23 protein-coding genes and 1 pseudogene are annotated in these 23,613 nt (G+C 61.2%); 11 read left to right on the top strand and 13 right to left on the bottom strand.

From position 1 onward, the window contains the following. Positions 1-119: 119 nt before the first annotated feature. From ACXHXG_RS29300 to ACXHXG_RS29310, 3 genes are all read left to right on the top strand, one after another. The gene (locus tag ACXHXG_RS29300; protein ID WP_457901565.1) at positions 120-1,073 is read left to right on the top strand and encodes an aldose 1-epimerase; all 954 of its coding nucleotides are present in this window, start codon (positions 120-122) and stop codon (positions 1,071-1,073) included. A 27-nt stretch (positions 1,074-1,100) separates the two neighbouring features. Further along, positions 1,101-1,877: an SDR family oxidoreductase gene (locus tag ACXHXG_RS29305; protein WP_457901566.1), complete on the top strand. Its 777-nt coding sequence runs from the start codon at positions 1,101-1,103 to the stop codon at positions 1,875-1,877. A gap of 159 nt (positions 1,878-2,036) precedes the next feature. Continuing rightward, a complete protein-coding gene (locus tag ACXHXG_RS29310) occupies positions 2,037-3,623 on the top strand; it encodes an aldehyde dehydrogenase (NADP(+)) (protein WP_104824437.1) in 1,587 nt (528 codons plus the stop codon). Positions 3,624-3,743: 120 nt separating this feature from the next. On the opposite strand, the gene ACXHXG_RS29315 is transcribed toward ACXHXG_RS29310, so the two are convergent. From ACXHXG_RS29315 to ACXHXG_RS29340, 6 genes and pseudogenes are all read right to left on the bottom strand, one after another. Next, complete coding sequence (locus ACXHXG_RS29315; protein ID WP_457901567.1) at positions 3,744-4,664, bottom strand: YncE family protein; 921 nt, start codon at positions 4,662-4,664, stop codon at positions 3,744-3,746. Between the two features lie 153 nt (positions 4,665-4,817). Then, on the bottom strand, positions 4,818-5,672 hold the full coding sequence (locus ACXHXG_RS29320; protein WP_245463900.1) for a helix-turn-helix domain-containing protein: 855 nt from the start codon (positions 5,670-5,672) through the stop codon (positions 4,818-4,820). A gap of 288 nt (positions 5,673-5,960) precedes the next feature. Further along, positions 5,961-6,107: pseudogene (locus ACXHXG_RS29325) on the bottom strand (SDR family NAD(P)-dependent oxidoreductase); the annotation flags it as partial. A 109-nt stretch (positions 6,108-6,216) separates the two neighbouring features. Next, a complete protein-coding gene (locus ACXHXG_RS29330; protein WP_457901568.1) occupies positions 6,217-7,524 on the bottom strand; it encodes an adenylate/guanylate cyclase domain-containing protein in 1,308 nt (435 codons plus the stop codon). A 99-nt stretch (positions 7,525-7,623) separates the two neighbouring features. Continuing rightward, positions 7,624-9,240 (bottom strand): MDR family MFS transporter, encoded by a 1,617-nt coding sequence (locus ACXHXG_RS29335; RefSeq protein WP_104824433.1) that lies wholly within the window; start codon positions 9,238-9,240, stop codon positions 7,624-7,626. A 108-nt stretch (positions 9,241-9,348) separates the two neighbouring features. Then, entirely contained in the window at positions 9,349-10,521 is a 1,173-nt protein-coding gene (locus ACXHXG_RS29340) for an HlyD family secretion protein (protein ID WP_457901569.1), read from the bottom strand. A gap of 136 nt (positions 10,522-10,657) precedes the next feature. On the opposite strand from ACXHXG_RS29340, the gene ACXHXG_RS29345 reads away from it, so the two are divergent. Both ACXHXG_RS29345 and ACXHXG_RS29350 read left to right on the top strand, forming a co-directional pair. Further along, a complete protein-coding gene (locus ACXHXG_RS29345; protein WP_285169565.1) occupies positions 10,658-11,560 on the top strand; it encodes a LysR family transcriptional regulator in 903 nt (300 codons plus the stop codon). A gap of 115 nt (positions 11,561-11,675) precedes the next feature. Continuing rightward, positions 11,676-12,659 (top strand): substrate-binding domain-containing protein, encoded by a 984-nt coding sequence (locus ACXHXG_RS29350; RefSeq protein ID WP_104825225.1) that lies wholly within the window; start codon positions 11,676-11,678, stop codon positions 12,657-12,659. 67 nt (positions 12,660-12,726) lie between these two features. On the opposite strand, the gene ACXHXG_RS29355 is transcribed toward ACXHXG_RS29350, so the two are convergent. The 5 genes from ACXHXG_RS29355 to ACXHXG_RS29375 all read right to left on the bottom strand — a co-directional run bounded on the left by ACXHXG_RS29355 (position 12,727) and on the right by ACXHXG_RS29375 (position 17,876). After that, entirely contained in the window at positions 12,727-13,992 is a 1,266-nt protein-coding gene (locus ACXHXG_RS29355; protein ID WP_457901570.1) for an ABC transporter substrate-binding protein, read from the bottom strand. A 138-nt stretch (positions 13,993-14,130) separates the two neighbouring features. After that, entirely contained in the window at positions 14,131-14,967 is an 837-nt protein-coding gene (locus ACXHXG_RS29360; RefSeq protein ID WP_457901571.1) for a carbohydrate ABC transporter permease, read from the bottom strand. Further along, positions 14,964-15,887, bottom strand: coding sequence for a carbohydrate ABC transporter permease (locus tag ACXHXG_RS29365; RefSeq protein WP_457901572.1), 924 nt, complete (start codon positions 15,885-15,887; stop codon positions 14,964-14,966). Before ACXHXG_RS29365 ends, ACXHXG_RS29360 begins: the two co-directional genes overlap by 4 nt. After that, a complete protein-coding gene (locus ACXHXG_RS29370; RefSeq protein ID WP_457901573.1) occupies positions 15,880-17,043 on the bottom strand; it encodes an ABC transporter ATP-binding protein in 1,164 nt (387 codons plus the stop codon). The genes ACXHXG_RS29365 and ACXHXG_RS29370 overlap by 8 nt, the downstream gene beginning before the upstream one ends. Further along, positions 17,040-17,876 (bottom strand): metallophosphoesterase family protein, encoded by an 837-nt coding sequence (locus tag ACXHXG_RS29375; protein WP_457901574.1) that lies wholly within the window; start codon positions 17,874-17,876, stop codon positions 17,040-17,042. Before ACXHXG_RS29375 ends, ACXHXG_RS29370 begins: the two co-directional genes overlap by 4 nt. Positions 17,877-18,113: 237 nt before the next feature. On the opposite strand from ACXHXG_RS29375, the gene ACXHXG_RS29380 reads away from it, so the two are divergent. Then, on the top strand, positions 18,114-18,323 hold the full coding sequence (locus ACXHXG_RS29380; protein ID WP_104824426.1) for a SlyX family protein: 210 nt from the start codon (positions 18,114-18,116) through the stop codon (positions 18,321-18,323). A 36-nt stretch (positions 18,324-18,359) separates the two neighbouring features. Here ACXHXG_RS29380 and ACXHXG_RS29385 read toward each other — a convergent pair whose 3' ends face one another. Further along, entirely contained in the window at positions 18,360-19,280 is a 921-nt protein-coding gene (locus ACXHXG_RS29385) for a LysR family transcriptional regulator (protein WP_457901575.1), read from the bottom strand. A gap of 90 nt (positions 19,281-19,370) precedes the next feature. On the opposite strand from ACXHXG_RS29385, the gene ACXHXG_RS29390 reads away from it, so the two are divergent. Together ACXHXG_RS29390 and msrA are read left to right on the top strand one after the other, a co-directional pair. After that, a complete protein-coding gene (locus ACXHXG_RS29390; RefSeq protein WP_260303166.1) occupies positions 19,371-19,865 on the top strand; it encodes a GNAT family N-acetyltransferase in 495 nt (164 codons plus the stop codon). Positions 19,866-20,022: 157 nt separating this feature from the next. Further along, entirely contained in the window at positions 20,023-20,775 is a 753-nt protein-coding gene (gene msrA, locus ACXHXG_RS29395; RefSeq protein WP_283047566.1) for a peptide-methionine (S)-S-oxide reductase MsrA, read from the top strand. A gap of 7 nt (positions 20,776-20,782) precedes the next feature. Here msrA and ACXHXG_RS29400 read toward each other — a convergent pair whose 3' ends face one another. Then, on the bottom strand, positions 20,783-21,199 hold the full coding sequence (locus ACXHXG_RS29400; protein ID WP_457901576.1) for an NUDIX hydrolase: 417 nt from the start codon (positions 21,197-21,199) through the stop codon (positions 20,783-20,785). Positions 21,200-21,322: 123 nt separating this feature from the next. On the opposite strand from ACXHXG_RS29400, the gene ACXHXG_RS29405 reads away from it, so the two are divergent. From ACXHXG_RS29405 to ACXHXG_RS29415, 3 genes are read left to right on the top strand one after another with little or no spacing between them, the layout of a single operon-like run. After that, a complete protein-coding gene (locus ACXHXG_RS29405; protein WP_457901577.1) occupies positions 21,323-21,856 on the top strand; it encodes a sigma-70 family RNA polymerase sigma factor in 534 nt (177 codons plus the stop codon). Next, the gene (locus ACXHXG_RS29410) at positions 21,843-22,613 is read left to right on the top strand and encodes an anti-sigma factor family protein (protein ID WP_457901578.1); all 771 of its coding nucleotides are present in this window, start codon (positions 21,843-21,845) and stop codon (positions 22,611-22,613) included. The genes ACXHXG_RS29405 and ACXHXG_RS29410 overlap by 14 nt, the downstream gene beginning before the upstream one ends. A gap of 22 nt (positions 22,614-22,635) precedes the next feature. Next, complete coding sequence (locus tag ACXHXG_RS29415) at positions 22,636-23,352, top strand: Bax inhibitor-1/YccA family protein (protein ID WP_104824422.1); 717 nt, start codon at positions 22,636-22,638, stop codon at positions 23,350-23,352. The last annotated feature ends 261 nt before the right edge of the window (positions 23,353-23,613 follow it).

The raw sequence follows: 23,613 nt of genomic DNA on the forward strand, positions 1-23,613 counted from the left end.
CGTCTTGCCGCTGTCGGCACCGTCTCTCCGATTGTTCCCCATTCTGCGCCTCCCGCAATCACCGAGCGCGGCCATCCCAAGTAGACTGTATATAAATCCTACCAATGTTGACAATAAATATGATGAAATCTACCGTCCATGCCGGGTTCATCCATGCACGCGGGGGACAAGGGCTGCACATGACGGTGGTGGAGCTCACGGATAGCGGCTTGACCGCACGGCTTTCCACGCGCGGCGGCATCGTGCTCGGCCTTTGGTGGGAGAGGAACGGTGCGCGTCTGCCTTTGCTGCGTGAAGCGCCTTCAGATGAGGCCGATGCGCGCTCCTCCGGTTGCTATCCGCTCGTTCCCTTCGGCAACAGGGTGAAGGGCAATCGCTTTACCTTCCAGAGCAAGGATTATGTCCTCGAGCCCAATACGCCTTGGGATCCTCATTATCTTCATGGCGAGGGCTGGCAGTCGGAATGGGCTGTTCTAAGCCAAAGCGGCAGCGAGGCGGAAATCGGCTTCTCGCACGCAGGTCATGGCACGCCCTATGCCTATGAGGCGCGGCAGCGTTTCGCCATTCATGACGGATGTTTCGACATGCATCTTTACGTCAGGAACCTTGGACCGGAGGCGCTTCCCTTCGGCCTGGGTTGGCATCCCTACTTCCCAATGACATCGGCGACGACGCTGAAGGCGCCGGCGCGGCGGTTCTGGACGGAAGTGGAGGGCTGGCTGCCGGGTGAGGCGACTCATATTCCCGGCGACCTGAATTTCGCGACGGCGCGCGGATTGCCGCATCGCTGGGTCAACAACGGCTTCGAAGGGGGGGATGGCGTAGCGGAGATCGTTTGGCCCGAACATGATACGCGGCTGCATTTGATGGCGGATCAGCAACTTAGGCATTATTTTATTTTCATTTCGGATGCCGGCTTTGATCCGGGTTTTCAGCGGGACTATTTCTGTTTCGAACCGATGTCGCATCTGGCAAACGGGCATAACCTGCCGGACCTCGGCGATCTCACCGTGTTGGAGCCGGGCGAGGCGATGTCCGTGAGCCTGCAGTTACGTCCGGAAGCGATCGTCTAGCGGTTCCCAGTTCGAGGAAGGACACTCATGACCAATCGACTTTCTGGCAAGCGCATCCTGATCACCGGCGCTGCACAGGGCATCGGCCTGGCGATCGCCAAGGCCTGTGCCGCGGAAGGCGCAGCCCTGTTCCTCATCGACATGAATGGCGCATTGCTAGCGCGCGAGGCGGAAGCGCTGAAGGCCGCGGGTGCAGTGCTCGGCCATGCCGCGGCCGACATTACCGATGCTGCCAGGATCAAAGCCCTCGTTTCGCAGGCGGGAGGGGAGATTGGTCGGCTCAATGCGCTGATCAACAATGCCGGCGTGAATGTCTTTGCCGAGCCGCTGGCGACGACCGATGATGAGTGGCAGCGTTGTTTCGACATCAATCTCAAGGGTGCCTGGAATTGCTGCAAGGCGGTGTTGCCCGGTATCATTGCCGAGGGTGGCGGCGCGATCCTCAATATTGCCTCCACCCATGCCTTCACCATCATCCCGCATACTTTTCCCTATCCGCTCGCCAAGCATGCCCTGCTCGGCATGACGAAGTCGCTGGGGCTCGAATATGCGGTCAAGGGTGTCCGGGTCAACGCGTTGGCGCCCGGCTACGTCGCGACCCAGAAGGTCATCGACTACTGGAACAGCTTTGGCGATCCCGAAGCCGCCAAAGCGGAGACGATGCGGCTGCATCCGGGCGGACGGATCGCAACGCCGGAGGAGATTGCGCTCGCCGCCGTCTTCATGATTTCCGACGAGTGTCCCTTCATGAATGCCACCTGCCTGACCATCGACGGTGGCCTCAGCGTGCAGCAGCATCCTTGATTTCGAAACGCTGCGGTGCATAAGGTCGCAGCCGTCTCATCTCCTGGGACAAAGCTTGATATTTAGATGACGATTATCATCTTACATCTGTCATTTCATCTTGCTATCTGCTTCTGAGGGGCGCACCTCCCAACGCCCTGGCATCATCAAGGAATACCCATGACACAGTCTTTTGTGATTAGCGGCGATTTGCTGATCGGCGCGGATTCGACCGGCGACAACAAATCCGTGCGCGCCATCAACCCGGCGACCGGCGCGAACCTGGAGCCAGCCTTCGCAATCGCCAGCGAGGCGGACGTCGCCCGCGCCTGCGAGCTGGCAGGCCGGGCATTCGATACCTATCGTGCTACCAGCCTTGAGGCCCGCGCGACCTTCCTGGAAACGATCGCGACCAATATCATGGAGATCGGCGATGCGCTGATCGAGCGCGCCACCGAAGAAACCGGCCTGCCGGCTGCCCGCCTGCAGGGCGAGCGCGCCCGCACCGTCGGCCAGCTCCGGCTGTTCGCGCAAGTGGTTCGTTCGGGCGAATGGCTCGACCTGCGTGTCGATCCGGCGTTGCCGGAACGTAAGCCGTTGCCGCGTCCGGATCTGCGCCTGCGTCAGATTCCGCTCGGCCCCGTCGCCGTCTTCGGCGCCAGCAATTTCCCGCTCGCCTTCTCGGTTGCCGGTGGTGATACCGCTTCGGCGCTGGCGGCCGGTTGTCCTGTCGTCGTCAAGGGCCATCTTGCCCATCCGGGCACCGGCGAACTGGTTGGTCGCGCCATCCGCGCCGCCGTCGTTGCCTGCGGTCTACCGGAAGGCACCTTCTCGCTCCTGACCGGCGCGAACGAGACCGGCGCGGCACTGGTCCGCCATCCGCATATCAAGGCGGTCGGCTTCACCGGCTCGCGCGGCGGCGGTGTGGCGCTTGGCGCAATCGCGGCGGCTCGGCCCGAGCCGATCCCGGTTTACGCCGAAATGAGCAGCGTCAACCCCGTTTTCCTGTTCCCGGCAGCTCTTGCAGCCCGCGCGGAGGCGATCGGCAATGCGTTCATCGGTTCGCTGACGCTTGGAGCCGGTCAATTCTGCACCAATCCGGGTCTGCTGTTTGCCATTGACGGTCCCGATCTCGATCGCTTCATCGCCACGGCAAGTGCAGCACTCACCGGTTCGGCCCCGGCGCCGATGCTGACGCCTGGCATTCATGCCGCTTTCGACAATGGTGTTGCAGCACTTGCCGGCCATGAGGCCGTGAAGACCGTCGCGCGCGGCGCTCCGGCAGAAGGCGTCAACCGCAGCCCCGGTGCCTTTTTCGAAACGGATGTCGAGCATTTCCTTGCCGACGACCGGCTTGGCCATGAAGTCTTTGGCGCCAGCGGCCTCTTGGTTCGCTGCAAGGACATCGACCAGATGATTGCGATTGCCGAAAAGCTCGAAGGCCAGTTGACCGCGACGCTGCAAGTCGATGCCGACGACTATGCCATCGCCGCCAAGCTGCTGCCGGTGCTGGAGCGCAAAGTCGGGCGCATCCTCGCCAATGGCTGGCCGACCGGCGTCGAAGTCAGCCATGCCATGGTGCATGGCGGCCCGTTCCCGGCGACCTCGGATAGCCGCACGACCTCGGTCGGCACGCTCGCCATCCGCCGCTTCCTGCGTCCGGTATCCTATCAGGACCTGCCGGAAGGGCTGTTGCCGGTGGAGCTGCGGAATGAAGGCGTGAAAAGCCTGCCGCACCTGCTGGATGGCGTTCGCGGCGGTAATTGAGTGCTGAGAAGCCCCTCATCCGGCCTCCTGAGTTCTTATCGAAGGGCGGCCACCTTCTCCCCGCTTGCGGGGAGAAGGCTGGGGTGAGGGGCAATCCTCGGACCCAAAACCAGTTGAAACTCAAACCACCGCGTAAACAATCCCGGTGAACGAGCCGGCGTGGTGCAGCAACTCGCGCTCACCCGTACCATCCAGGCTTGCCGAATAGAGATTGCCGCCGATGTCGGTGAAGAACATGCGGTTGTTCGGTAGGTCGAGCGACAGGCCGATGCCTTCGTCCAGGCCTTCGAGGACGACTTCAGATGTGGCGGCGACCTTGTCCATGTTGGCGCGGTTGACGGTATTGCCGCGCGGAAGATTGCCTCGGTCGGTCCAGTAGATAGTGCGCGTAGCGAGATCGAGTTCGAGGTCGATCGGTTCCGGCAGCTTGTCGAGCAAGGTCTCGATATCGCTGCGGCTCGTTGCCGTCTCGCCCTCGGGAATATTAATGCCGGCGCGGAAGATGCGTCCGAGCCCGGCATCCGGCGGTCCCTTCTGCGTCCAGTAGATTTGCCCGCGCGGCAGGTCGAGGGCGATGCCGACACACCAGCGCTCGATATCGGCGCTGTCGGCGCGGCCGTCGCCGTTCTGGACGAGGGTTTCGATATCGGAGCCGTCGATATTGGCGCGCATCACCCGCATGCCCTCGCGGTCGCACCAATAGAGCTTGCCACCATCGCGATCGATCTGGATCTGCTTCGGCGTTACCAGCGTGCCGCCTGGCGCAATCAGCGTCACGTGATTGCCGCCATCAAGGTCGATGCGCTCGATCGAGCCGTCATGGGCATTGTAGTCGTTGCCCATTTCCGTCCAGTAGAGCCAGCCGTTTTCGCTGTCGACAAGAACGCCGTCCGGGCTGCGGCCCGGGCGTTGGATGATCAGCTTGAGATCGGTTCCGTCAATGGCGGAGGAGAGAATTCGTCCGTCATTGATATCGAGGAAAAAGAGCCGTTCGGCCTTTCCGGAGGAAGCGGCAGGCGTCCGTGCTTCTGCTTCAGACATGAGAGCATCCTTTCAAAGGGTCGGATCTGCTGATGGTTGCGAGACGATGATGACATTGCTTGATGACAGCATCTTCGTCTGTTTGGGTGCCTGTCGACGATCTGCTGCGGTGCAGCAAAGATCAAGGGCCTAGATGTCGCAGATTGCTGATGATCAGCAGGGGTCGGCTTCTCTCAACGCGATCGGGGCCATATCGAAAGCGGCTGATATCTGCGATTCCCGCCATCGCCCCGGCGTGAGGCCAACGGAATGCGAAAAGACGCGTGTGAGGTGGCTTTGGTCCGAAAAACCACACATCAGCGCGATCTCGGCCAGCGGCATTCCCGTTCGCATCAGTTCCTTGGCGCGATCGACACGGCGTTGCATCACCCAGCGATGCGGCGGGATGCCGGTGCTGCGCGCGAAGGCACGGGCGAAATGACTGGTGGAGAGGCCGCAGTCGCTGGCAAGCTGCGCCAAAGACACATCCTGATCCAGCCGGGCATTGATCGTGTCGCGGGCGCGGCGCAACTGCCAGGGCGTCAGGCCGCCGATCACGGCGGGTCGCGCCATCTGCATGCGACCGTAGCGCTGGGCGATATGGGCATTGAAGGCCTTGCCGACGTGATCGATGAACAATGCGCTCGTCCGGTCCGGCTGTTCGAGGGCCGGGATCAGGCAGGAGAACAGGTTTTCGATAACGGTGTCGCCGGTGGCAATCCCCGGCGCGAGCGGAAGTTCGACGATGCGCTCGGTGCCGAGCGTGTCGGCGATCTGGTCGAAGGTCCGGCGCGATAGATAGATATTGGTGGTTTCCTCGCGTCGCATCTTGCCGGGCGGATCGAGGATCAGGCTGGCGAGCCCGATCGTACCCTGCGGGAAGGGAATGACCGGAACGAAGTATTCGCCGAGCTTCACCCGGTCCAGCGCCGGCTCCTGACGCTGCAAGCCAAGCACGAAACCGGCTTCATCGGCACGGCCGCCAGCCGTCTCGGGACAGTCCAGAGTAATTCCGTTTTTGCATAGCACGGCTTCCAGCGCACACGCTGGCGCGCTCAGCCTGAAATAGTCTTCGGACCCCGCACCATGATGCATCGTTGCTACGCCCCAAGCCTCACAACAGCCGGCCCCTCCGAGACCGATGCCAGTGACGATTACCAATTTTTGGAGCACTATCCTAGATAGTATGGAGCGAAAGCAGCAAATTGAGTCCAGATGTGATGTAAATATACAATTGCTAATATAGGGCCGGTGCCAGCGCCTCACGTAAGGGGATGCTGGCACGCTTGGCTTCGTAGCGCGAGATTTTTCAGTCGCTTAGGCGATCTTGTAGCGGTCTGCCGGTTTGGTGCGCGACAGATTGGGCATCATGGCCTGGCGAGCGTTTTCGTAGGCATTCCATTGTGCGATCTCGGGAAGGGCAGGCACGGTCGCAAATTCGCCCTGGTCAAAACCGGCAAGCGCAATCTGCGCACGCCTCTGTCCGTGGAACAGCTTGCCGAAGCCGCGCTTTCCGCTCGGAGACGGGGCAGCCGCCGCAGGCGATCCGGCGGAATGCGCAGCATGTAGCGCTCTAGGATAGGTCAGTATTGGTGATGATGGCGGCAAATGCGGAGCCAATCTCGCCCTTGGCGGGCGAGATTAAATCCGGCGCAAACAGCTCGATCTCTTCTTCGAATCCCTTGAGTGCTCGGCTGCCGATCGAGATGCTCTGTTGATCGCTGAGCTTCTTCGCAAAATCCTGCGACATCAGTAGCGGCTGGCCGCTATCGCTGCATACGCCCTGTATCCTGCTGACGAGATTGACGTCGGGGCCGATGACGGTGAAATCCAGGCGGCGGCCGGAGCCGATATTGCCGTAGCTGACTTCGCCGTAGTGCAGCGCGATGCCGGCTTGCAGGCGGGCATCGGGGAAAGACAGCGTATCGAGGCGGGCGAGGATGGCTTTGGCGGCGGCGAGCGCGGCATCGCTGGAGCGGGTTGCGTCATAGCCGGGGAAAACGGCGAGAACGGCATCGCCCATAAATTTCAGGACTTCGCCGCCTTCGCGAGCGATTGCCGGCACGACAACATCGAAATAGACGTTCAGCAGCTCCAGCACCCGCTCGCCGGGCAGGCGGTTGGAAAGCTCGGTGAAGCCACGCAGGTCGCAGAGCATGAGCGCGGCCTCCATGGTCTCGATCTCGCCCTTGCGGATGTGGCCGGCGAGGATGCGCTGCGCCGTCATCGGACCGATATAGATATCGAGCAGGCTGAGCTCAACCTGCCGCAGCGTCCGGAGCTCGCAGGCATTGCGCAGCGACGGCATGATGCGTTCGATCACTTGCCGTTCTGGGGATGTGAAACCGCCCGGACGTTTGGTGGCGAAAGAGGCGGCGCTGACCGGGCCGTCGGCATTGCAGAGCGGAACGATCATCAGTTCGACCAGACCACGGCCGGCGAATGTGTCGAGCTGTTCCCATTGATCGTGATCGTCGCCCCGGCCGGCGATGACGATATCGCGGGTGTTCATGGCCTTCCACAAAGCACTGTGCAGGAATATCTGGGTGATGGCTCCGTGCTCGCGGTCACGGATCTGTACGGGTTCGTTCGGCGACCAGGCGACAGAGCGGCCCATGATTTCCGGATGCAGGGTCATGAGGTGCAAGCTCAGCCGGTCGACCGGAAGGCCGAGGCTTCTCAGGCGGCGGCCAAGGCCGAAGGTCAGGCCGGCCTCATCCAGCGCATGGGCCTCGTCGCTTGAGAGCCATTCGATGAGAGCGAGGATCGCGGCCGGGCTGATGGTGCCCCGCTCGGAGACGGGATGTTCGATATCGAGAAGATCAGACAATGAAGGTACAGCCTGGGAAGATGTAGCCTGGCGGGTTTTGACAGTGGTCATGATCGTGTCTCCTGAGGCGAGGGAGGGAGCGGCGCTCCGTCTTTTTGTTTTTTCGCAATTCCGGACGGAAAACCGCTGCGCACTTTTCCTGGAATTGCTCTAGTGAGCGCCACCGCCTTCGATATGGCCGGGTTTCTTGAGTAAAAGGCTGGCGATGAGCGCGGCGACGAGCGCGATGCCGAGCAGGTAGAAGGTGTCGCTGTAGGCCATGATATTGGCCTGTTGCCGCAGGCGCAGCGCGACGGCGACGATGGCCTTGTGCTGGGCGGTGGCAACGTCGGAGACGCCATGGTTCATGAAATAGGCGGTCAGTCGTGCGATGCGGGCGCGGGTGGCTTCGTCGAAAACCGTGACCGAGTCCGTCAGGATGTTCGAATGGAACTGTTCACGCTTCTGGGCGAAGGTCTGCAGCATGGCAATGCCGACGGCGCCGCCGAGATTGCGCATCATGTTGAAGAGCGAAGAGGCGGAACCGGCATTTTCCTTTTCGATGCCCGAGGTGGCGATGGCCGACAGCGGCGTGAAGACGAGGGCCTGGCCGATGGCGCGGACGATGTTCGGCCAGAAAAGCTGGTCGCTGGCATAGTCCGCGGTCATGTAGATGTTCATGAAGTTCGAGGTGGCGAAGAGGGCGAAGCCGACGACGATCATGATGCGCAGGTCGATACGCTTCATCAGGCGCGGGACCAGCGGGATCAACAGGAGCTGCGGGATACCGGTCCAGGCGAGAACCATGCCGATCTGCTCGGAATTGTAGCCCTGGATGCGGGTCAGATAGATCGGCAGGATGAAGACCGAGCCATAAAGCGCGATGCCGAGCAGGAAGTTGGCGACGATGCCGAAGCCGAAGTTGCGGCGTACCAGCAGGCGCAGGTTGAGGAGCGGATGGGCGGCGCGCAGTTCGATGATCAGGAAAAGGGTCAGCGAAACTGCGGCGATGACCGACAGGCGGACGATGAAGGGCGAGCCGAACCAATCATCCTTGTTGCCTTCTTCCAACACGGTCTGCAGCGAGGCGAGGCCGATCGCCATGGTGACGATGCCGGGCCAGTCGCCCTTGGCGAGCAGGCCGAGGTTCATCGGTGCACGGTCGAGCGAAGCCCAGAGCATGCCGACCATGATCGCGCCGGGGACGAGGTTGACGTAAAAGATATACTCCCAGCCCCAGTTTTCGGTGAGATAGCCGCCGATGGTCGGGCCGATGGCCGGAGCGAAGGTGGCCGACAGCGCGAAGAGGGCAAGGCCGATCGGCTGCTTGGCCTTGGGCAAAAGGGTGATGATGATGGTGAAGGCCATCGGGATCAGCACGCCGCCGGAGAAGCCCTGAATGGCGCGCAGGATGATCATCTGCTGCAAATTGGCGGCGAAGGCGCAGGCAACTGAAAAGACAAGGAACAGGACGGCGTTGACCAGCAGATAGGTGCGCACCGAGAAGACGCGGGCGAGCCAGCCAGTCAGGGGGATGACGACGATCTCGGCGATCAGGTAGGACGTCGAAATCCAACCGCCGTCGTCCGTGCCGGCGCCGATCGCTCCCTGGATGTCGGCGAGCGAAGCGTTGACGATCTGGATGTTCAGCACCGCCATGAAGGCGCCGAGCGTGGAGCCGATGACGGCGGTCCACATCTTCAGCGGGCTCATGGTGGCAGCACCGCCTGCTGTGGGGACGGGCTTTGCGGAGGAATTGCTGTTTGTGGCGATCTGAAGCGTAGCCATGACGTTTCTCCTCTGGCTCTTTGAGAGAGACAGTCTCACGGGGAGGTCCGAGTGATAATCGAGGAAGGAAGGGAAGGATCATCCAGTCTGGCTGGATAATCCCTCGCCTCAGTGTCGGCCCTGTACGGCCGCCTTGGTGTCGATGTCGGGTTCGACCGACATGCCGGAGCGCAGCAGGCCGGCAAGGCTTGCATCGTCGAGCGTGATCTTCACGGGAATGCGCTGGACGATCTTGGTGAAGTTGCCGGTCGCGTTGTCCGGAGGCAGCAGCGAGAATTCGAGGCCGCTTGCCGGCGATACGCTGTCTACATGGCCCTTAATGGCGGCATCCGGGAAGCTGTCGACCTTGATGTCGACCGGCTGGCCGGGGCGGACGTAGGTCAGTTGCGTTTCCTTGAAATTGGCGACCACATAGACCGCGTTGAGCGGCACGACCGCCATCAACTGCGTGCCCGCGGTGACGAACTGACCGACACGCAGCGTGCGGGCGCCGACGGTGCCGTCCACGGGAGCGACGATCTCGGTATAGGAAAGATTGAGCTCGGCCTGATGGGCGGCTGCGGCGCTTCGATCGCGCTGGGCGACGGCCTGATCATGCTGGGTCTGAAGCACCGCAATCTTCTTCTGCTCGGCGACGAGGGCGGCCTGGTCGCGCTGAAGGTTGGCTGCGGCCTGGTCTCGGGCAGACTGGCTCTGCTCGGCGCGCTGGGTCGTACCCGCGCCGTTGCGGATCAGGTTTTGCGAGCGCTGGGCATCGGCTTCGGCGAAGGTCAATGAAGCCTGGGAGGCAACGATGGTAGCCTTGGCCTGGTCGATGACGGATTGCTGCAGGGCGATCTGCGCGTCGAGATTGGTGATGGCGGCCCCGGCGGCCTTGACGTCGGCCTGAGCCTGGGTCAGCGCTGCGCGATAGTCGCGGTTGTCGACGCGCGCCAGCACCTGGCCGGCCTTGACGTGATCGTTGTCGTTGACCAGCACCTCGGCGATATACCCGGAAATCTTCGGAGCGATGGTGGTGTAGTCGGCCTTCACATAGGCGTCGTCGGTCGATTCGATGAAGCGGCCCGTCGTCCAGTAATGATAGCCATAGTCGCCGGTGAAGGCGGCGCCGGCCAGCAATGCGGCGGCGATGATCGTGCGCTTGACTATCTTGCCGCCCGATTTGGACTTCGGAGTTTCAGCTGCGGGAGTTCCAGTGGCCGGCGCCTCGGCGACGGCGGGGGTTTTGACATCTGCTTCCAGGACGGTCTGGAACTGCTCCTTGCGAGGCAACTCAACCATTGTTTCTCTCCATGATCTCGACCTCTGTGCGAAGGCCGGTGTTTCGATGGCTGGAGAATGCGCCCTGACGTGTCGCGTGATAATGTGCTTAAATCGGGAAGGATCATCAACTCAGAGCGGATAATCGAGGGTCGATATGGACAGGCTGACGAGCCTCCAGGTGTTTGGTCGCGTGGTGGAATGCGGTGGGTTTTCGGCAGCCGCGCGACGCCTCAACATGTCGGTCACCATGGTCGGCAACCATATACAATCATTGGAGGATCGGCTCGGCGTCCGGCTGCTGAACCGCACGACGCGCAAAGTCAGTCTCACCGAAACCGGCAAGCTCTATTACGAGCGGTCGAGCCAGATTCTCGCCGATCTGGAGGAGGCCGACAGTGCTGCGGGTGCCGCAACCTCGACGCCGCGCGGCACGCTGAAACTCTATACCAGCACGCATATTACCCGCTTCTTGTCGCCCGTCATCAACGAGTATCTGAGCCTGTACCCTTCCGTGACGGTCGACCTGAGCATCGGCGAGCGGATGATCGACCTGATCGAGGAGGGCTATGACCTTGCCATCCGCACGACGATGCCGCCCGATTCCAGCCTGGTGGCACGGCGATTGACGCCCTGGCGGCATGTGCTGGTCTGCTCACCGGATTATCCCCGGACGCATCCCGCCGTGACGGAACCCGCCGATCTCGCGAGCCACAATTGCCTGCGCTACTCCTATTACCCCTATGGCGACGACTGGCGTTTTTTCACCGAGACCGAGAAACAGGTTGATGTGAAGGTCGGCGGCAATATCGTGACCACCAGTGCCGAGACCCTGCGCTATATGGCGCTGAACGGACAGGGGGTATTCCTGGCACCCAGCTTTCTCATCATGGACGATCTGGCCTCCGGCGCGCTGGTGCGGATGCTGCCGGACTACAAGCCGGCGGAATTCTCAATCAACGCCATCTATCCAAACCGCACTTACCTGCCGACAAAAACGCGGATCTTCATCGATCTCGTCGCGGAGCGCTTTGTCGAACATCGGAAATGGATGAGCTGAGGGAGATAAAAATCCTTCAAATAACTGTCACGGACCTCGGATAATAGCCGGCTACTCCCGTAGGCCGATGCTATTCTCGATGCTGCCGGAGGTGAAGCCGGAGGTGCGTGAGATCATGTCGACGCTCCAGCAAGTCGCTTTTCGCGCCGGTTGTTCGGTTGCGACCGCCAGCCGGGTGATGAATCGCAACGGCCCGGTCAGCGACGAAATGGTGCGGCGCGTGCGCCGCGCGGCGGCGGAGCTTGGCTATCGCCCCGGCAGCCGCAGCGGCAATGGCCGGCCGGCGATCGGCGTGCTCATCCCCAGCATCACCAATCCCGTCTTTGCGGCATCGCTTTCGAGCATCCAGAACAGGGCTTTGCATGCCGGGCATAGCGTGCTGATCGCGCAATCGAATTATGATCCGGCACAAGAAGCCGATGCCGTCGCATCGCTTCTCCAGCAGCAGCCGACCGGTCTCATCCTCACGCTCTGCGATCCCGAACGCAGCCTCGTCCTGTCATCCGCCCTGCCGCCGACCGTGCTGCTCGGCAATCCGCCGACCGCCCGCTTTACCGCCGCCGTTGCGACCGATAATTTCGGTGCGGGCCGGGACCTGACCGAGCACCTCCTGCACAAGGGGCACCGCCGCATCCTGTTCATATCAGGCCATTTTTCGGCATCGGATCGGGCGAGGCTGCGCTATCTCGGCTATGTCAGGGCGATGGAGGCGGCGCGGCAGCAGCCCCTGGATGCCCTGGAGATTTCCTTCGTGAACAGCCTGGAACAGCTCGATCTTTCGGATGCGGTTTCGCGGTTTGGCCCGACGGCAATCATCGCGTCGAACGATCTTCTGGCGCTCGGTGTCATGGGTGCACTTCGACGCCAAGGCCTTTCCATCCCGCGCGATGTGTCGGTCGCTGGCTTCGACGGAATTTCCCTCGGCTTTCTAGGAGAGGTTTCCCTGACGACGGTCGAAATTCCGGACGGAACGATGGGAGCCGCAGCAGCCTCTTTGCTGCTCGACATGGCGGAGAATGCCGCGCCGCCGCGCCACCTGACCGTGGCTTATCGGTTACGACCCGGTGGAACGGTCCGCGATCTCAACGCCATTCCGTAGCATGCCGCAAATAAAAACGCCGCCTCTCCGAAGAGAAGCGGCGCGGCTTTTGCGATCAGATCGAATATCAGCTACGCGGCAGCATGCCTTCGACGTCGGAAGCGGCGTCATCAAGCGCTTCCTTCGGCGTGGCCGAGCCGTCAACGATGCGCGACAGGTTGTCGACGATCGTCTGGGTGACCTTGACGCCGTTGGCGCCCGGGAAGGCATACCAGGGGATCATGACCGACATCTGGCGGAGGCCTGCCTGGAATAGCGGGTTCTTCTTGTAGAAGTCGCCAAGGTAATCCGGCGACTTGGCGGCGAGTTCGTTGTTCGGAACATAGCCGGTGCCGGGAACGACGACCGAGGCGCCATAGGGGCCGGCCGCGAACTTGGCGAACTTCCAGGCAGCTTCTTCCTTGACGGGGTCATGGGTCAGGATGACGACGGCGTTGCCGCCGGTCGGCAGGCGGCCGTTGACCGGGTCGATCAGCGGGATCTTGGCGGTGCGCAGGTCGAACTTGGCGCCGACATTCTTGATGGTGTTGACGAGTGCACCGGTCGTCTGGAATTCGAAGCCGACCTTGCCGGCGGCGAAGGCCTGTTCGCCGGCAGGCTTGGTGAAGACCGGCATGCCGCCTTCCTTGACGAAGCGCGCGATCAGATCGACGGCCTTCTGGCCTTCGGGACCGTTGAAGGCGACCTTGGTTTCGTCGTCGCTCAGCATCTTGCCGCCGGCGCCGAAGAGGAGGGCGGAGAACATCCAGTCGTCGCCCTGCCAGCGGAAGTCCATGCCGTCGACGCCGTTGCCGAGCGCCTTGATCTTGCCGGCAAGCGCGATGACTTCATCCCAGGTCTTCGGCGGGTTGTCCGGGTTACCACCGGCAGCCTTCACCAGGTCGGCGTTGTAGTACATGATCGGGTTCGACGTTGCGAAGGCGAGGCCGACCTGCTTGCCCTTGACCTGGGCGAGCTTCAGGATCGTGTCCGAGAAGCCCTGCTCGGCCATGTTGCCCTCTTTCTTGACGAGGGGGCCGAGATCTACGGCGACGTTGCGCTCGTCCATCATGCGCAGGCGGTTGAGGCCGATGAAGGTGACATCGGGCATCTCGCTCGTGCCGGCCTGGCGCAGGATGGTCTGAATCCCTTCTTCATAGGTGGCCGAAGGAGCAGCGAACTGGATCTTGATGTCGGGGTTTTCCTCCATGAACTTCTTCGAGATCGTGTCCATCACGTTCTTGAAGAAGCCGGGCATGGGGTAATGAACCGTCAAGGTCGTCTCGGCATAGGCCGGGACCGTCACGACCATCGAAATGGCCGCGGCGGCGAGAATCTGGGTGATATGCTTCATCGCTCGTTCTCCTGTTCGAGCATGATGCCGAAAAGTGTAAGCGGTTTTCGGACGACATCATGCTCTACTTCTTTGATTCTAGAGCGGATTCAGATTTTAGATCGATGCGATCTAAAATCATCCACTCTAGGGAACCAGTCAGCCTTTGAGACCGGTCATGGTGATGCCCTCGACGAAGCGTTTCTGCGCGAGCAGGAATGCGCCGACGAGGGGAAGGGTGATAATCAGCGTGGCGGCCATCAGCGCGCCGTAATCGTCGCCTGCCTCGGCGGCGCGGAAATACATGAGGCCCAGCGGCGGCGTGGCGTAGTCCTGCTTGCTGACGACGATCAGCGGCCAATAGAGGTCGTTCCAGTGTGCGACGACCGAGAAGATCGCGAAGGCGGTGACGGCCGGCCAGGCGTTCGGCACGATGACGCGGGCAACGATACCGAGTTCCGACATGCCGTCGAGGCGGGCGGCATGGATCAGGTCGTCGGGCATGGTGCGGAAGAACTGCAGGAACATGAAGATCGCGAAGACCGAGATCGAGAAGGGCGCGACGAGGGCGGTATAACTGTTCAGCAGCGACAGGCTGTTGAAGCCGACATAGAGCGGCAGCGCCGTTGCATGGATCGGGATCAGCAGGCCAAGCATGACCAATACCATCATCGAGCGTGCGGCCGGAAATTTCAGCTTCGCCATGGCGTAAGCGCAGGGAATGGCGATCAGCACCTGAAAGAAGAAGATCAGGCCGCAGACGAGGACACCGTTGAGCAGCAGCGTGCCCATCGGCACCTTGGCTAACGCATGCGTGATGTTCTCGACATAGAAGAAATGAGTCGGAATGAGCTTCAGAGCGGAGGTGAAGATATCGTCCTGCGCCTTGCCGGCGGTTGAGATCATGAAGATGTAGGGCGCGAGGAAGACGAGCGAGCCGACGATCAGCACGGCGAGGCGCAGGATGCGGCCGGGAGTGAAGCCTGTCGAGGTCATGTGTAATGCACCTGCCGGTCTTGGATGCGATATTGCAGGAAGGTCAGCACCACGAGGATGGCGAGAAAGACCGTGGTCATTGCCGAGGCATAGCCGACCCGGAGATAGACGAAGCCTTCCTGGTAGATGGTAAAGAGCAGCACTTCCGAGGCATGGTTCGGGCCGCCCTCAGTCAGCGTCCTGACGGTATCGAAGACCTTGACGGCGTTGATGATGCTGATCGTGGTGACGAACAGTGTCGTCGGTCCGAGCATCGGCCAGGTGACGAGCCAGAAGCGGTCCCACGCCGATTTCGCGCCGTCGACTTCGGCGGCGGCGTAGAGCTCGCGCGGAATGGCGGTGAGGCCGGCGAGGAACAGCACCATGTTGAAACCGACCGACTGCCAGACGCCGATGATCGACAGGCTGTAGAGCGCCGTTGCCGACGAGCCGAGCCAGTTCGGGCCGCGCAGGCCGATTTCGGCAAGAAGCGCATTGATCGGGCCGATGGTCGGATGGAAGAGATATTGCCAGACGGTCGCCATCGCGACGATCAGGGAGGCAACGGGAAGGAAATAGGCCGTTCGGAAGAAGCTGCGGCCGATGCCTTCGCTTTCGATCAACAGTGCCACGCCAAGGCCGAGCACGATCGAGAAGGGCGCGACGATCGCCGTATAGATCGCCGTGTTCCACAGGGATTTCTGGAATGTGCGATCCCTGAGAAGATGTGCGAAATTCTCGAAGGCGACGAAGCGGAAGCTTTTGTCGCCAAGCTGGAAATCGGTGAAGCCGAGGAAGACGACGGCGACGATCGGCAGGAGAATGAAAATTACGATCAGGATGATGGCCGGCAGCGCCAGCAGCAGGGCCGTTCGAGCTTCGTCGCGCTCGCGTGCCGCCACCGACTGCATCGGCAGGGACGTGGCGGCGATGCTAGCCATGGGCCTTCTCCCTGGTCGCATCGGCTGCAGCGGGCATGGCGCGGAGGCGACGACCATCTTCGGCAAAGACCATTGCCTGTTCCGCCGATAGGCCCAGCGCCACCGGCATGCCGGTGGAGAGGCCGCTCGCATCGGCGGGGGTGAGCTTGGCGATCATGCTTTCGCCGATGCCGTCGAGCCGGGCGTGCAGGATGACTTCGGAGCCGAGGAATTCCATCCGCTCGATATGGGCGGCCAGCGCGTCCTGCCGGCTGTCAGCCAGGCAGACGAATTCCGGCCGGATGCCGAGCGTGACATTGTTGCCGGCAACGCTGCCGTCTTCCAGCGCCAGCCGGATGCCACCGAAGGCGACGGTGCCGTTTTCGACCCGCGCCGGCAGCAGGTTGATACGCGGCTGGCCGACGAAGCGGGCGACCTCGATATGGGCCGGGTCGTCATAGATGGTCTGCGGAGAGGCGAGCTGCAGCAATTGACCGCCTATCATCACGGCGACGCGATCGGCCATGGAGAGCGCCTCGGCCTGATCGTGGGTGACATAGACGGTCGGCACGCCGGCGCGGCGATGCAGGTCGACGATTTCGCCGCGGGCATGGACACGCAGGTTGGCATCCAGATTGGAGAGCGGCTCGTCCATGAGGAAGACGGCTGGGCGGCGCACCATGGCGCGGGCGAGCGCCACGCGCTGGCGCTGGCCGCCGGACATCTGGCCGGGCTTGCGGTCAAGCAGATGGTCGATCTTCAGTGACGTCGCCATCTCGCGGACATCGCGGATGATGCCGGAGCGGATATTCTTTTGACCGGGGATCAGCGCGCCGATGAAGGGCAGGCGCTGGGCGCGCGACAGGCGGCGCATGGCGAGCGGTACGGCGATGTTTTCCGAGGCGGTCAGGTGCGGATAGAGCGCGTAGGACTGAAAGACCATGGCGATGTTGCGATCTGCCGCAGCAACGCCGGAAACGTCGCTGCCGCCAAGGATGATTTCGCCGCTGTCGGCGTGATCAAGCCCTGCGAGAATGCGCAGCAGCGTGCTCTTGCCGCAGCCGGACGGGCCGACGAGGGCGATGAACTCGCCCGGCTCGACCTTAAGGCTGACGCCCTTCAGGATGGCGTTGCCGCCGAAAGATTTGGTAATGCCGGCAAGCGAGAGGGCGCTCATTCGGTCGGCTCCTTCTGTGCCTTGGGTGCCGCCTGCGGATAGACTTCCATGACGACGTCATCGAGGAAGTAGGCGGTCATGCCGGGCACGGCGACGAGCTCGGTGGATACCGTCTCGCCAAGCTGATGGATCGCAGCGCCGATCAGCCGTTCGCCGGGCATTTCGCGTTCCATCTTGTCGAGGATGAAGGCGCTGGGCGGTGCCCAGACGAGATTCGTGTCGTTGAAGCGGCCTTCCCAGCTCCAGTGCAGATGGCCGCTGCCGAAGAGGGCGACATCATGGGCCGCGATTAGATCATAAAGCCGGCGGCGCTGCGCCGGGCGCACGCTCCAATAGCCGGTATCACCCTCATCTGGCGCATCGACGAACAGCGGCTTGTGCGCGAAGACGGCAACGCGGCGGTCGCCACGGCTTTCGAGCATGTCCTGCAGCCAGTCGAACTGCTTCTGCTCTTCGGCATCCTCGAAGCCCATAAGCAGGCTGTTGAGGCCGATCAGCCGCCAATTATAGACGTCTTCCGCCCAATAATCCGGGCCGACGAGGCGACGCCAGCGCGCGAGGCGCTCCGGATTGACAGGCTGATAGGAGCCGGGCAGGTGACCGACATCGTGGTTGCCGGGCACGATAAGCATCGGCACGGAGACTTGCCGCATCATGTCCATGGAAAAGATAAGATCTTCATCTTTGTCGGCGCCGTCGACGCTGAGGTCGCCGGTATGGATGATGAGATCGGCGCCGCACGCCTCGATCCATTTCGCCAGCGGCTCCCAATTGCCGTTGAAATGCGGCTTGTTGGGGCTCAAATGCGTGTCGGTGATCTGGATGATCTTCAAGGCGCTTCTCCGGAAATCTTAGAAAGAGAGCGCTTGCCAAGGGAGTTCCTTCAGAACCGGCGCTTCCTGCCGTCCTGTTTAGAAGGCCCTGATGTCAGTTAGGTAACGGGTCTTTTCACCTGTTTTTCAGTTTTGTCACATCACCGTCAAAAGGCGCCTGTGCCTGTCCTATGCCGCATTGAGACTCTATACGCCTGTTATCCGAGTGCTATAGATCGCTGCCGAAGGGGAACAGAGATGTCAGACGAACAAAGCCGCATCACCGCGCTCGAAGAACAGGTGGCCCATCAGGCCAAGACAATCGAGGAACTGTCCGATCAGGTGGCGGAGCAGTGGAAAGTGATCGAGCAGACACGGCAGAAGCTCGACCGGCTGACCGAGCGCTTCCTGACGCTGGAAGAACAGACGCTGGATGCGCCGGCCATCACCAAGCCGCCGCATTATTGAGCGGTTCCATCGGCAGGCCAATGTCATCCGTCATTTTCAGGCGCTGGAGAAGGCTTGTCGTAACTGATCCTGCATCCAGCGATGCGCCGGTGCACTGGCATGCCGGGAATGATAGAAGACCCGAAGCGTGTACATCGGAAGTTTGAATGGCGCAGGATACAGCGAAAGAGGAACTGCCTTTGCCAGTCCCTCCGCCGCTCGCCTTGGTATCGTGATTAGAAAATCCGACGTGGCTACGATGAATGGAGCAGCCATTATACTCGGAAGCTCGACCGCCACGTCCCGACGATAACCTGCTTTGGATAGCGACCCGCTGACGACGCTTCCCGCGTCGCTCCACGGAAGCACGGCGACATGCCGCTCGCGCAGATACTGGTCCAAGGTAAGAGCGTCGCTGATCCGAGGGTGGTTCTGCCGCGCAGCAACGATATACTCGTCGGAGAAGCAGTTGAACCCCTCGACGCCTTCATAGGTGGCGGCAGAGCCCTCCGTAAAACCGAGGGCGAAGTGCACTTTCCCGGCTACCAAATCATCGAGCGATTGTTCGTGCCCGGAATGGATGACCTTGATACGGAGGCGAGGAGCTTCCTTCTCCAAGCGAGAGATCAAGGAAGGCAGAACTGCGAACGCGGTGAAATCGGTCGCGGCGAAGGTGAAGGCGAGGCGACTGGTCGCCGGCTGGAAGGGCTGCGCACCGGCGAGTTGATTTCCGAGAATTCGAAGCGCCTCTTCAACACCAGCCGAGATCTCAATAGCCTGCGCAGTTGGTTGCATGGCATTGCCGTAGCGGACGAACAGCTCATCGGAGAGAGCATCGCGAAGCCGCGCGATCGCATGGCTGCAGGCCGATGGGCTCATCCCCAGTTCGTTCGATGCGGCGAGGATGCTTCGGTGCCGGTATATGGCATCGAAGACAACAAGCAGGTTGAGATCAAGGCGGCGTACGATCGAATGCATGCTGTGCATTTTAAGCTGAAATCAATGCAGCACAATCGTTTCCGGAATGCGCTATATCGGCTTGGAAATACGAACCCTGAAGAGATATCCATGATCATGCAGCTCACCTTCCGCCAACCCGTACCGGGCGATGCAGCTTATTGTTTCAACATCGAGACCTCCGCCTATGAGGGCGATGAGGCAGCGACGTTGGAAAAGATCGCAACGCGCATAGCGGAGTATCCGGAGGGCTTTCTGATCCTTGAGGCGGAGGGCCGGATTGTCGGTTTCATCAACAGCGGATGCGCATTTGACGTCGTGATGTCGGACGAGGAATTCAAGGAACTGATTGGTCACGATCCGGCTGCGCCAAACGTCGTCATCATGTCGGTCGTCGTCGATCCCGCCGAGCAAGGCAAAGGCTATTCCAAGCTCCTGATGACCGAGTTCATCCGCCGGATGACCGAGATGGGCAAGAAGACAATCCATCTTATGTGCAGGGACCACCACGTCGCGCTCTACGAGAAGATGGGATATCGCTACATAAAGCCATCCGCATCCGACCATGGCGGGAAGGCGTGGCACGAGATGATGATGGATCTCTGAGATCGTTCCCGGCTTCCAATTCGTTTGTCTGCCATTCCGGCCGTGACGCGCCATCACGTTTCGGTGTTTCACGCGCCCCGTGTGTAACAAAATGCCCTATCCTCCCGTATCCCCTAGCGACGAGAGATTTTATAATCGCTGCCGAGAGGAGATCATCATGAACGGTGCATCGAAAGATATGATCCGCAGGCTTCTGCCGCGTGTTGCCCGTCCGGCCGCCTTTGCCGCCGGTGCGATCTTGCTTGCGGGCGTTGCGTTGCAATTCGTTACCAGCGCCTCGGCCGACGACGCTCGCGTCATTCCGGCGCCGGCCCTGGACGAAAAGCCGGGCTCCGCCGGCACGGAGACCACGGTTCTTGCGGGCGGTTGCTTCTGGGGCGTGCAGGGCGTGTTCCAGCATGTCAACGGCGTCATCAGCGCCACGTCGGGTTATACCGGCGGCAACAAGGACGCGGCTCACTATGAGATGGTGGGCACCGGCGATACCGGACATGCCGAATCCGTGCGCATCGTTTTCGATCCGCACAAGATCAGTTACGGGCATCTGCTGCAAATCTACTTCTCTGTCGCCCATGATCCGACGGAGCTCAACTATCAGGGGCCGGACAGCGGCACGCAGTATCGTTCGGCGATCTTCCCCACCAATGCCGAGCAGGCCAACGTCGCCAAGGCCTATATCGACCAGCTCAATCACGCCAAGGTTTTCGAAGGGGCCATTGTCACTAAGATCGAGCCGGCACGGCAATTCTATGCCGCCGAGGATTATCATCAGGACTTCCTGACGACCCATCCCAACTATCCCTATATCGTCATCAACGACCTGCCGAAGATTAAGAATCTGCAGCGCATTTTCCCGAAAGACTATCGCGCCGATCCGGTTTTGGTCGAAGCGAATGCGTCGGGGAATTAACCCGGTTCTAGTCCATGCCGGCGGAAAGCAGATGCCGGTGAGCGGACAGGATGTGGTGTTCCGTGAGGGGTGCCAAAGGGATATCGCCGGGATTGGCTGGAGATATCCACCGTATTTCCTCGAGCTCGGCGGCGGGCTGAATGCGATCATCGCCGATATCGAGGCGATACACCTCGGCGATCACGCGATGATCCGGCTCGTTGGCGGCCTCAGCTTCGAAGCTGCCGAAAGGACTTAGCTGCGTCGCGGTCAAGCGCAGACCGATTTCCTCATTCAGTTCACGGATAAGGGCGGCCACGGCGGTTTCACCGGCTTCGATTTTGCCGCCCGGCTGCATGAAGGCTGATGTCCCCCGCTTGCGGACCAGCAAGGTGTCGCCGTTGCCGCGCAGGATCAAAGCGGCTGCAATGCGGATGCTTTTCATCAGGTCGTCCTCTGCCATTTCAGCCCCGTCGATATATCCAACAATGCCGGCTGCTGCAGCCGCTCGGAAAAAATATTTGTCCGACCGTGGAATAAGATCGTCTCGGCTTCCGTATATTGGGGTATGGAACGCAAAGGACGCACATTCGATGTTTTGGGGCAGCTCGGTTCGCTGAGACGCTATGCCCGTTCGCTGGTCCGCAATGCGGATGAGGCGGAAGACCTGGTGCATGATGCGCTGGTCAAGGCCTATGAGCGAAAGTCGTCCTTCAGGCGCGGCGCGAACCTGCGCACCTGGCTGCTCTCGATCCTGCACAACGCCCATATCGACCGGCTGCGTCAGACGCGCTCGCTCAATCGCCGGCATGAAGAGGCGGCTGTTGAATTCGACCAGGCACTTCCGGCCTCGCAGGATCATGCCGTGCGCCTGAAACAGGTGCGCAACGCCTTCTTCAACCTGCCGGAAGAGCAACGCGAAGCGCTGCATCTCGTGGCGATCGAAGATCTTTCCTATCAGGAGGCGGCATCTGCGCTCGGCATTCCCGTCGGCACGCTGATGTCGCGCATCGCCCGCGCCCGCGCCAGCCTGAGGAATTTCGAGAATACACCCGCGGTTTCGCATCTTCGACTTATCGGAGGCGGCAATGAAGACAATTGATCCCGTCATCGACGCTGATCTCGATGCTTATGTCGACGGTGAGCTGACCGTCGCGCGCCGTGTCGAGGTGGAATCCTATCTTTCGGAACATCCCGCGATCGCCGCCAAGGTCATGGCCGATATGAGCATCCGCGGCGAACTGCGCATGGCGCTCGCCGGCGAAGGACTGGCGGCGAAGGCGGAAACGCGCGAAGCCGCACGGCGGCTGGAGCGCGGGCTGGCTTATGGCCGGGTTCTGAGCTCGTTCCAGCGAGTTGCCGCCGTCGTGATGCTGATGGCGGCCGGCTGGGTCGCGCATACATCCTTCGGCGCTTTCAGCGCGAGCGAAGTCAACGCATCCGTTCCGGCGCCCGCTTTCGTCGACGGTGCGGTGCAAGCCTACCGGGCGACAGCCCTGCGCGAAGCGATGACGTCGCAGCCGCCGCATGCGGCCTACAATCCGGACGAAATCCGCGCATCGACAGCAATCGTTCTGCCGGAGCTGCCGCAGGGTTGGCGCGTCACCGATGCGCAAATCTATCCCTCCGATTTCGGTCCGAGCGTTGAAATGACGATCAATGCCGGCGAAGGCGGTCAATTGTCGCTGTTTGCCGTCCGTCCCGGCAATTTCGCCGTCCAGAAGGTGAGCCATGTGAAGCGTGACGACGTCCAGGCTGCCTATTGGCAGATCGGCGAGGTCGCTTATGCGCTGATCGGCAACGGCAAGGCGGCCGAGCTCGATGGCGAGGCCGAAAAGCTGGCCCGCAGTCTGTACTAGTTTGAATCAAAGGAGAACGACCATGAACCCGACCAATCCGCGATACGGCTATGGAGCCGCCGCCGGCTCGCAGGCGCTCTTCGACGAAGGTCTGCGCAAGCATATGCTGCGCGTCTACAACTACATGGGTATCGGCCTTGTGGTGACCGGCATCGTCGCGCTGATCGTCGGCACGACGCCGGCGCTCTATGTGCCGATCTTCCAGACGCCGCTGAAGTGGGTCGTCATGCTGGCGCCGCTCGCCTTCGTGCTGTTCTTCTCGTTCCGCATCCAATCGATGTCGGCTAGCACGGCGCAGACGATGTTCTGGGCCTTCTGCGCCGTCATGGGCCTGTCGCTCGCTTCGATCTTCCTGGTGTTCACCGGCACCAGCATTGCGCGGACCTTCTTCATCGCCGCGACCATGTTCGGCGCGACCAGCCTCTATGGCTATACGACCAAGCGTGATCTTTCCAACATCGGCTCGTTCCTGATGATGGGCCTCTTCGGTGTGATCATCGCCAGCGTCGTGAACATCTTCCTGGGTTCGAGCGCGCTGCAGTTCGCGATCTCGGTCATCGGTATCGTCGTCTTCGTCGGCCTGACCGCTTGGGATACGCAGAATATCAAGGAACAATATGCCGAGAACTACGATCAGGAATCGTCACAGAAGCTCGCCGTCTTCGGTGCGCTGTCGCTCTACCTGAACTTCGTCAACATCTTCCAGCTCCTGCTGAACTTCACCGGCGAGCGGGAGTGATTTCGAACTTTTTGCTCAAGCATGATCTTGTCCGAAAACCGTTTCACACTTTTCGGGATCATGCTTCAGGATTGCGTCTCCCTGGGGGTTTCAAGGGACGCATGACGCGCCTGCGGTATCTGCGCCGATACCGCGGGCGCACTTTTTTGGGGATCGGGAAGCGGCGCGCTCGTCCAGCTCGCATATTTTCGTTTCCATTGGACGCCCGGTAACCTGTTCGGTTGCCGGGTGTTTTCTCTTTCCGCTGCCCGGTCGAAGCGC

It is taken from the genome of Rhizobium sp. LEGMi-198b (genome assembly GCF_054114205.1).

Coding starts and splice junctions, on each gene's coding strand:
- ACXHXG_RS29300 (WP_457901565.1), top strand. CDS start 120: ATGATGAAATCTACCGTCCATGCCGGGTTCATCCATGCACGCGGGGGA.
- ACXHXG_RS29305 (WP_457901566.1), top strand. CDS start 1,101: ATGACCAATCGACTTTCTGGCAAGCGCATCCTGATCACCGGCGCTGCA.
- ACXHXG_RS29310 (WP_104824437.1), top strand. CDS start 2,037: ATGACACAGTCTTTTGTGATTAGCGGCGATTTGCTGATCGGCGCGGAT.
- ACXHXG_RS29315 (WP_457901567.1), bottom strand. CDS start 4,664: ATGTCTGAAGCAGAAGCACGGACGCCTGCCGCTTCCTCCGGAAAGGCC.
- ACXHXG_RS29330 (WP_457901568.1), bottom strand. CDS start 7,524: ATGACCACTGTCAAAACCCGCCAGGCTACATCTTCCCAGGCTGTACCT.
- ACXHXG_RS29335 (WP_104824433.1), bottom strand. CDS start 9,240: ATGGCTACGCTTCAGATCGCCACAAACAGCAATTCCTCCGCAAAGCCC.
- ACXHXG_RS29340 (WP_457901569.1), bottom strand. CDS start 10,521: ATGGTTGAGTTGCCTCGCAAGGAGCAGTTCCAGACCGTCCTGGAAGCA.
- ACXHXG_RS29345 (WP_285169565.1), top strand. CDS start 10,658: ATGGACAGGCTGACGAGCCTCCAGGTGTTTGGTCGCGTGGTGGAATGC.
- ACXHXG_RS29350 (WP_104825225.1), top strand. CDS start 11,676: ATGTCGACGCTCCAGCAAGTCGCTTTTCGCGCCGGTTGTTCGGTTGCG.
- ACXHXG_RS29355 (WP_457901570.1), bottom strand. CDS start 13,992: ATGAAGCATATCACCCAGATTCTCGCCGCCGCGGCCATTTCGATGGTC.
- ACXHXG_RS29360 (WP_457901571.1), bottom strand. CDS start 14,967: ATGACCTCGACAGGCTTCACTCCCGGCCGCATCCTGCGCCTCGCCGTG.
- ACXHXG_RS29365 (WP_457901572.1), bottom strand. CDS start 15,887: ATGGCTAGCATCGCCGCCACGTCCCTGCCGATGCAGTCGGTGGCGGCA.
- ACXHXG_RS29370 (WP_457901573.1), bottom strand. CDS start 17,043: ATGAGCGCCCTCTCGCTTGCCGGCATTACCAAATCTTTCGGCGGCAAC.
- ACXHXG_RS29380 (WP_104824426.1), top strand. CDS start 18,114: ATGTCAGACGAACAAAGCCGCATCACCGCGCTCGAAGAACAGGTGGCC.
- ACXHXG_RS29385 (WP_457901575.1), bottom strand. CDS start 19,280: ATGCATTCGATCGTACGCCGCCTTGATCTCAACCTGCTTGTTGTCTTC.
- ACXHXG_RS29390 (WP_260303166.1), top strand. CDS start 19,371: ATGATCATGCAGCTCACCTTCCGCCAACCCGTACCGGGCGATGCAGCT.
- msrA (WP_283047566.1), top strand. CDS start 20,023: ATGAACGGTGCATCGAAAGATATGATCCGCAGGCTTCTGCCGCGTGTT.
- ACXHXG_RS29400 (WP_457901576.1), bottom strand. CDS start 21,199: ATGAAAAGCATCCGCATTGCAGCCGCTTTGATCCTGCGCGGCAACGGC.
- ACXHXG_RS29405 (WP_457901577.1), top strand. CDS start 21,323: ATGGAACGCAAAGGACGCACATTCGATGTTTTGGGGCAGCTCGGTTCG.
- ACXHXG_RS29410 (WP_457901578.1), top strand. CDS start 21,843: ATGAAGACAATTGATCCCGTCATCGACGCTGATCTCGATGCTTATGTC.
- ACXHXG_RS29415 (WP_104824422.1), top strand. CDS start 22,636: ATGAACCCGACCAATCCGCGATACGGCTATGGAGCCGCCGCCGGCTCG.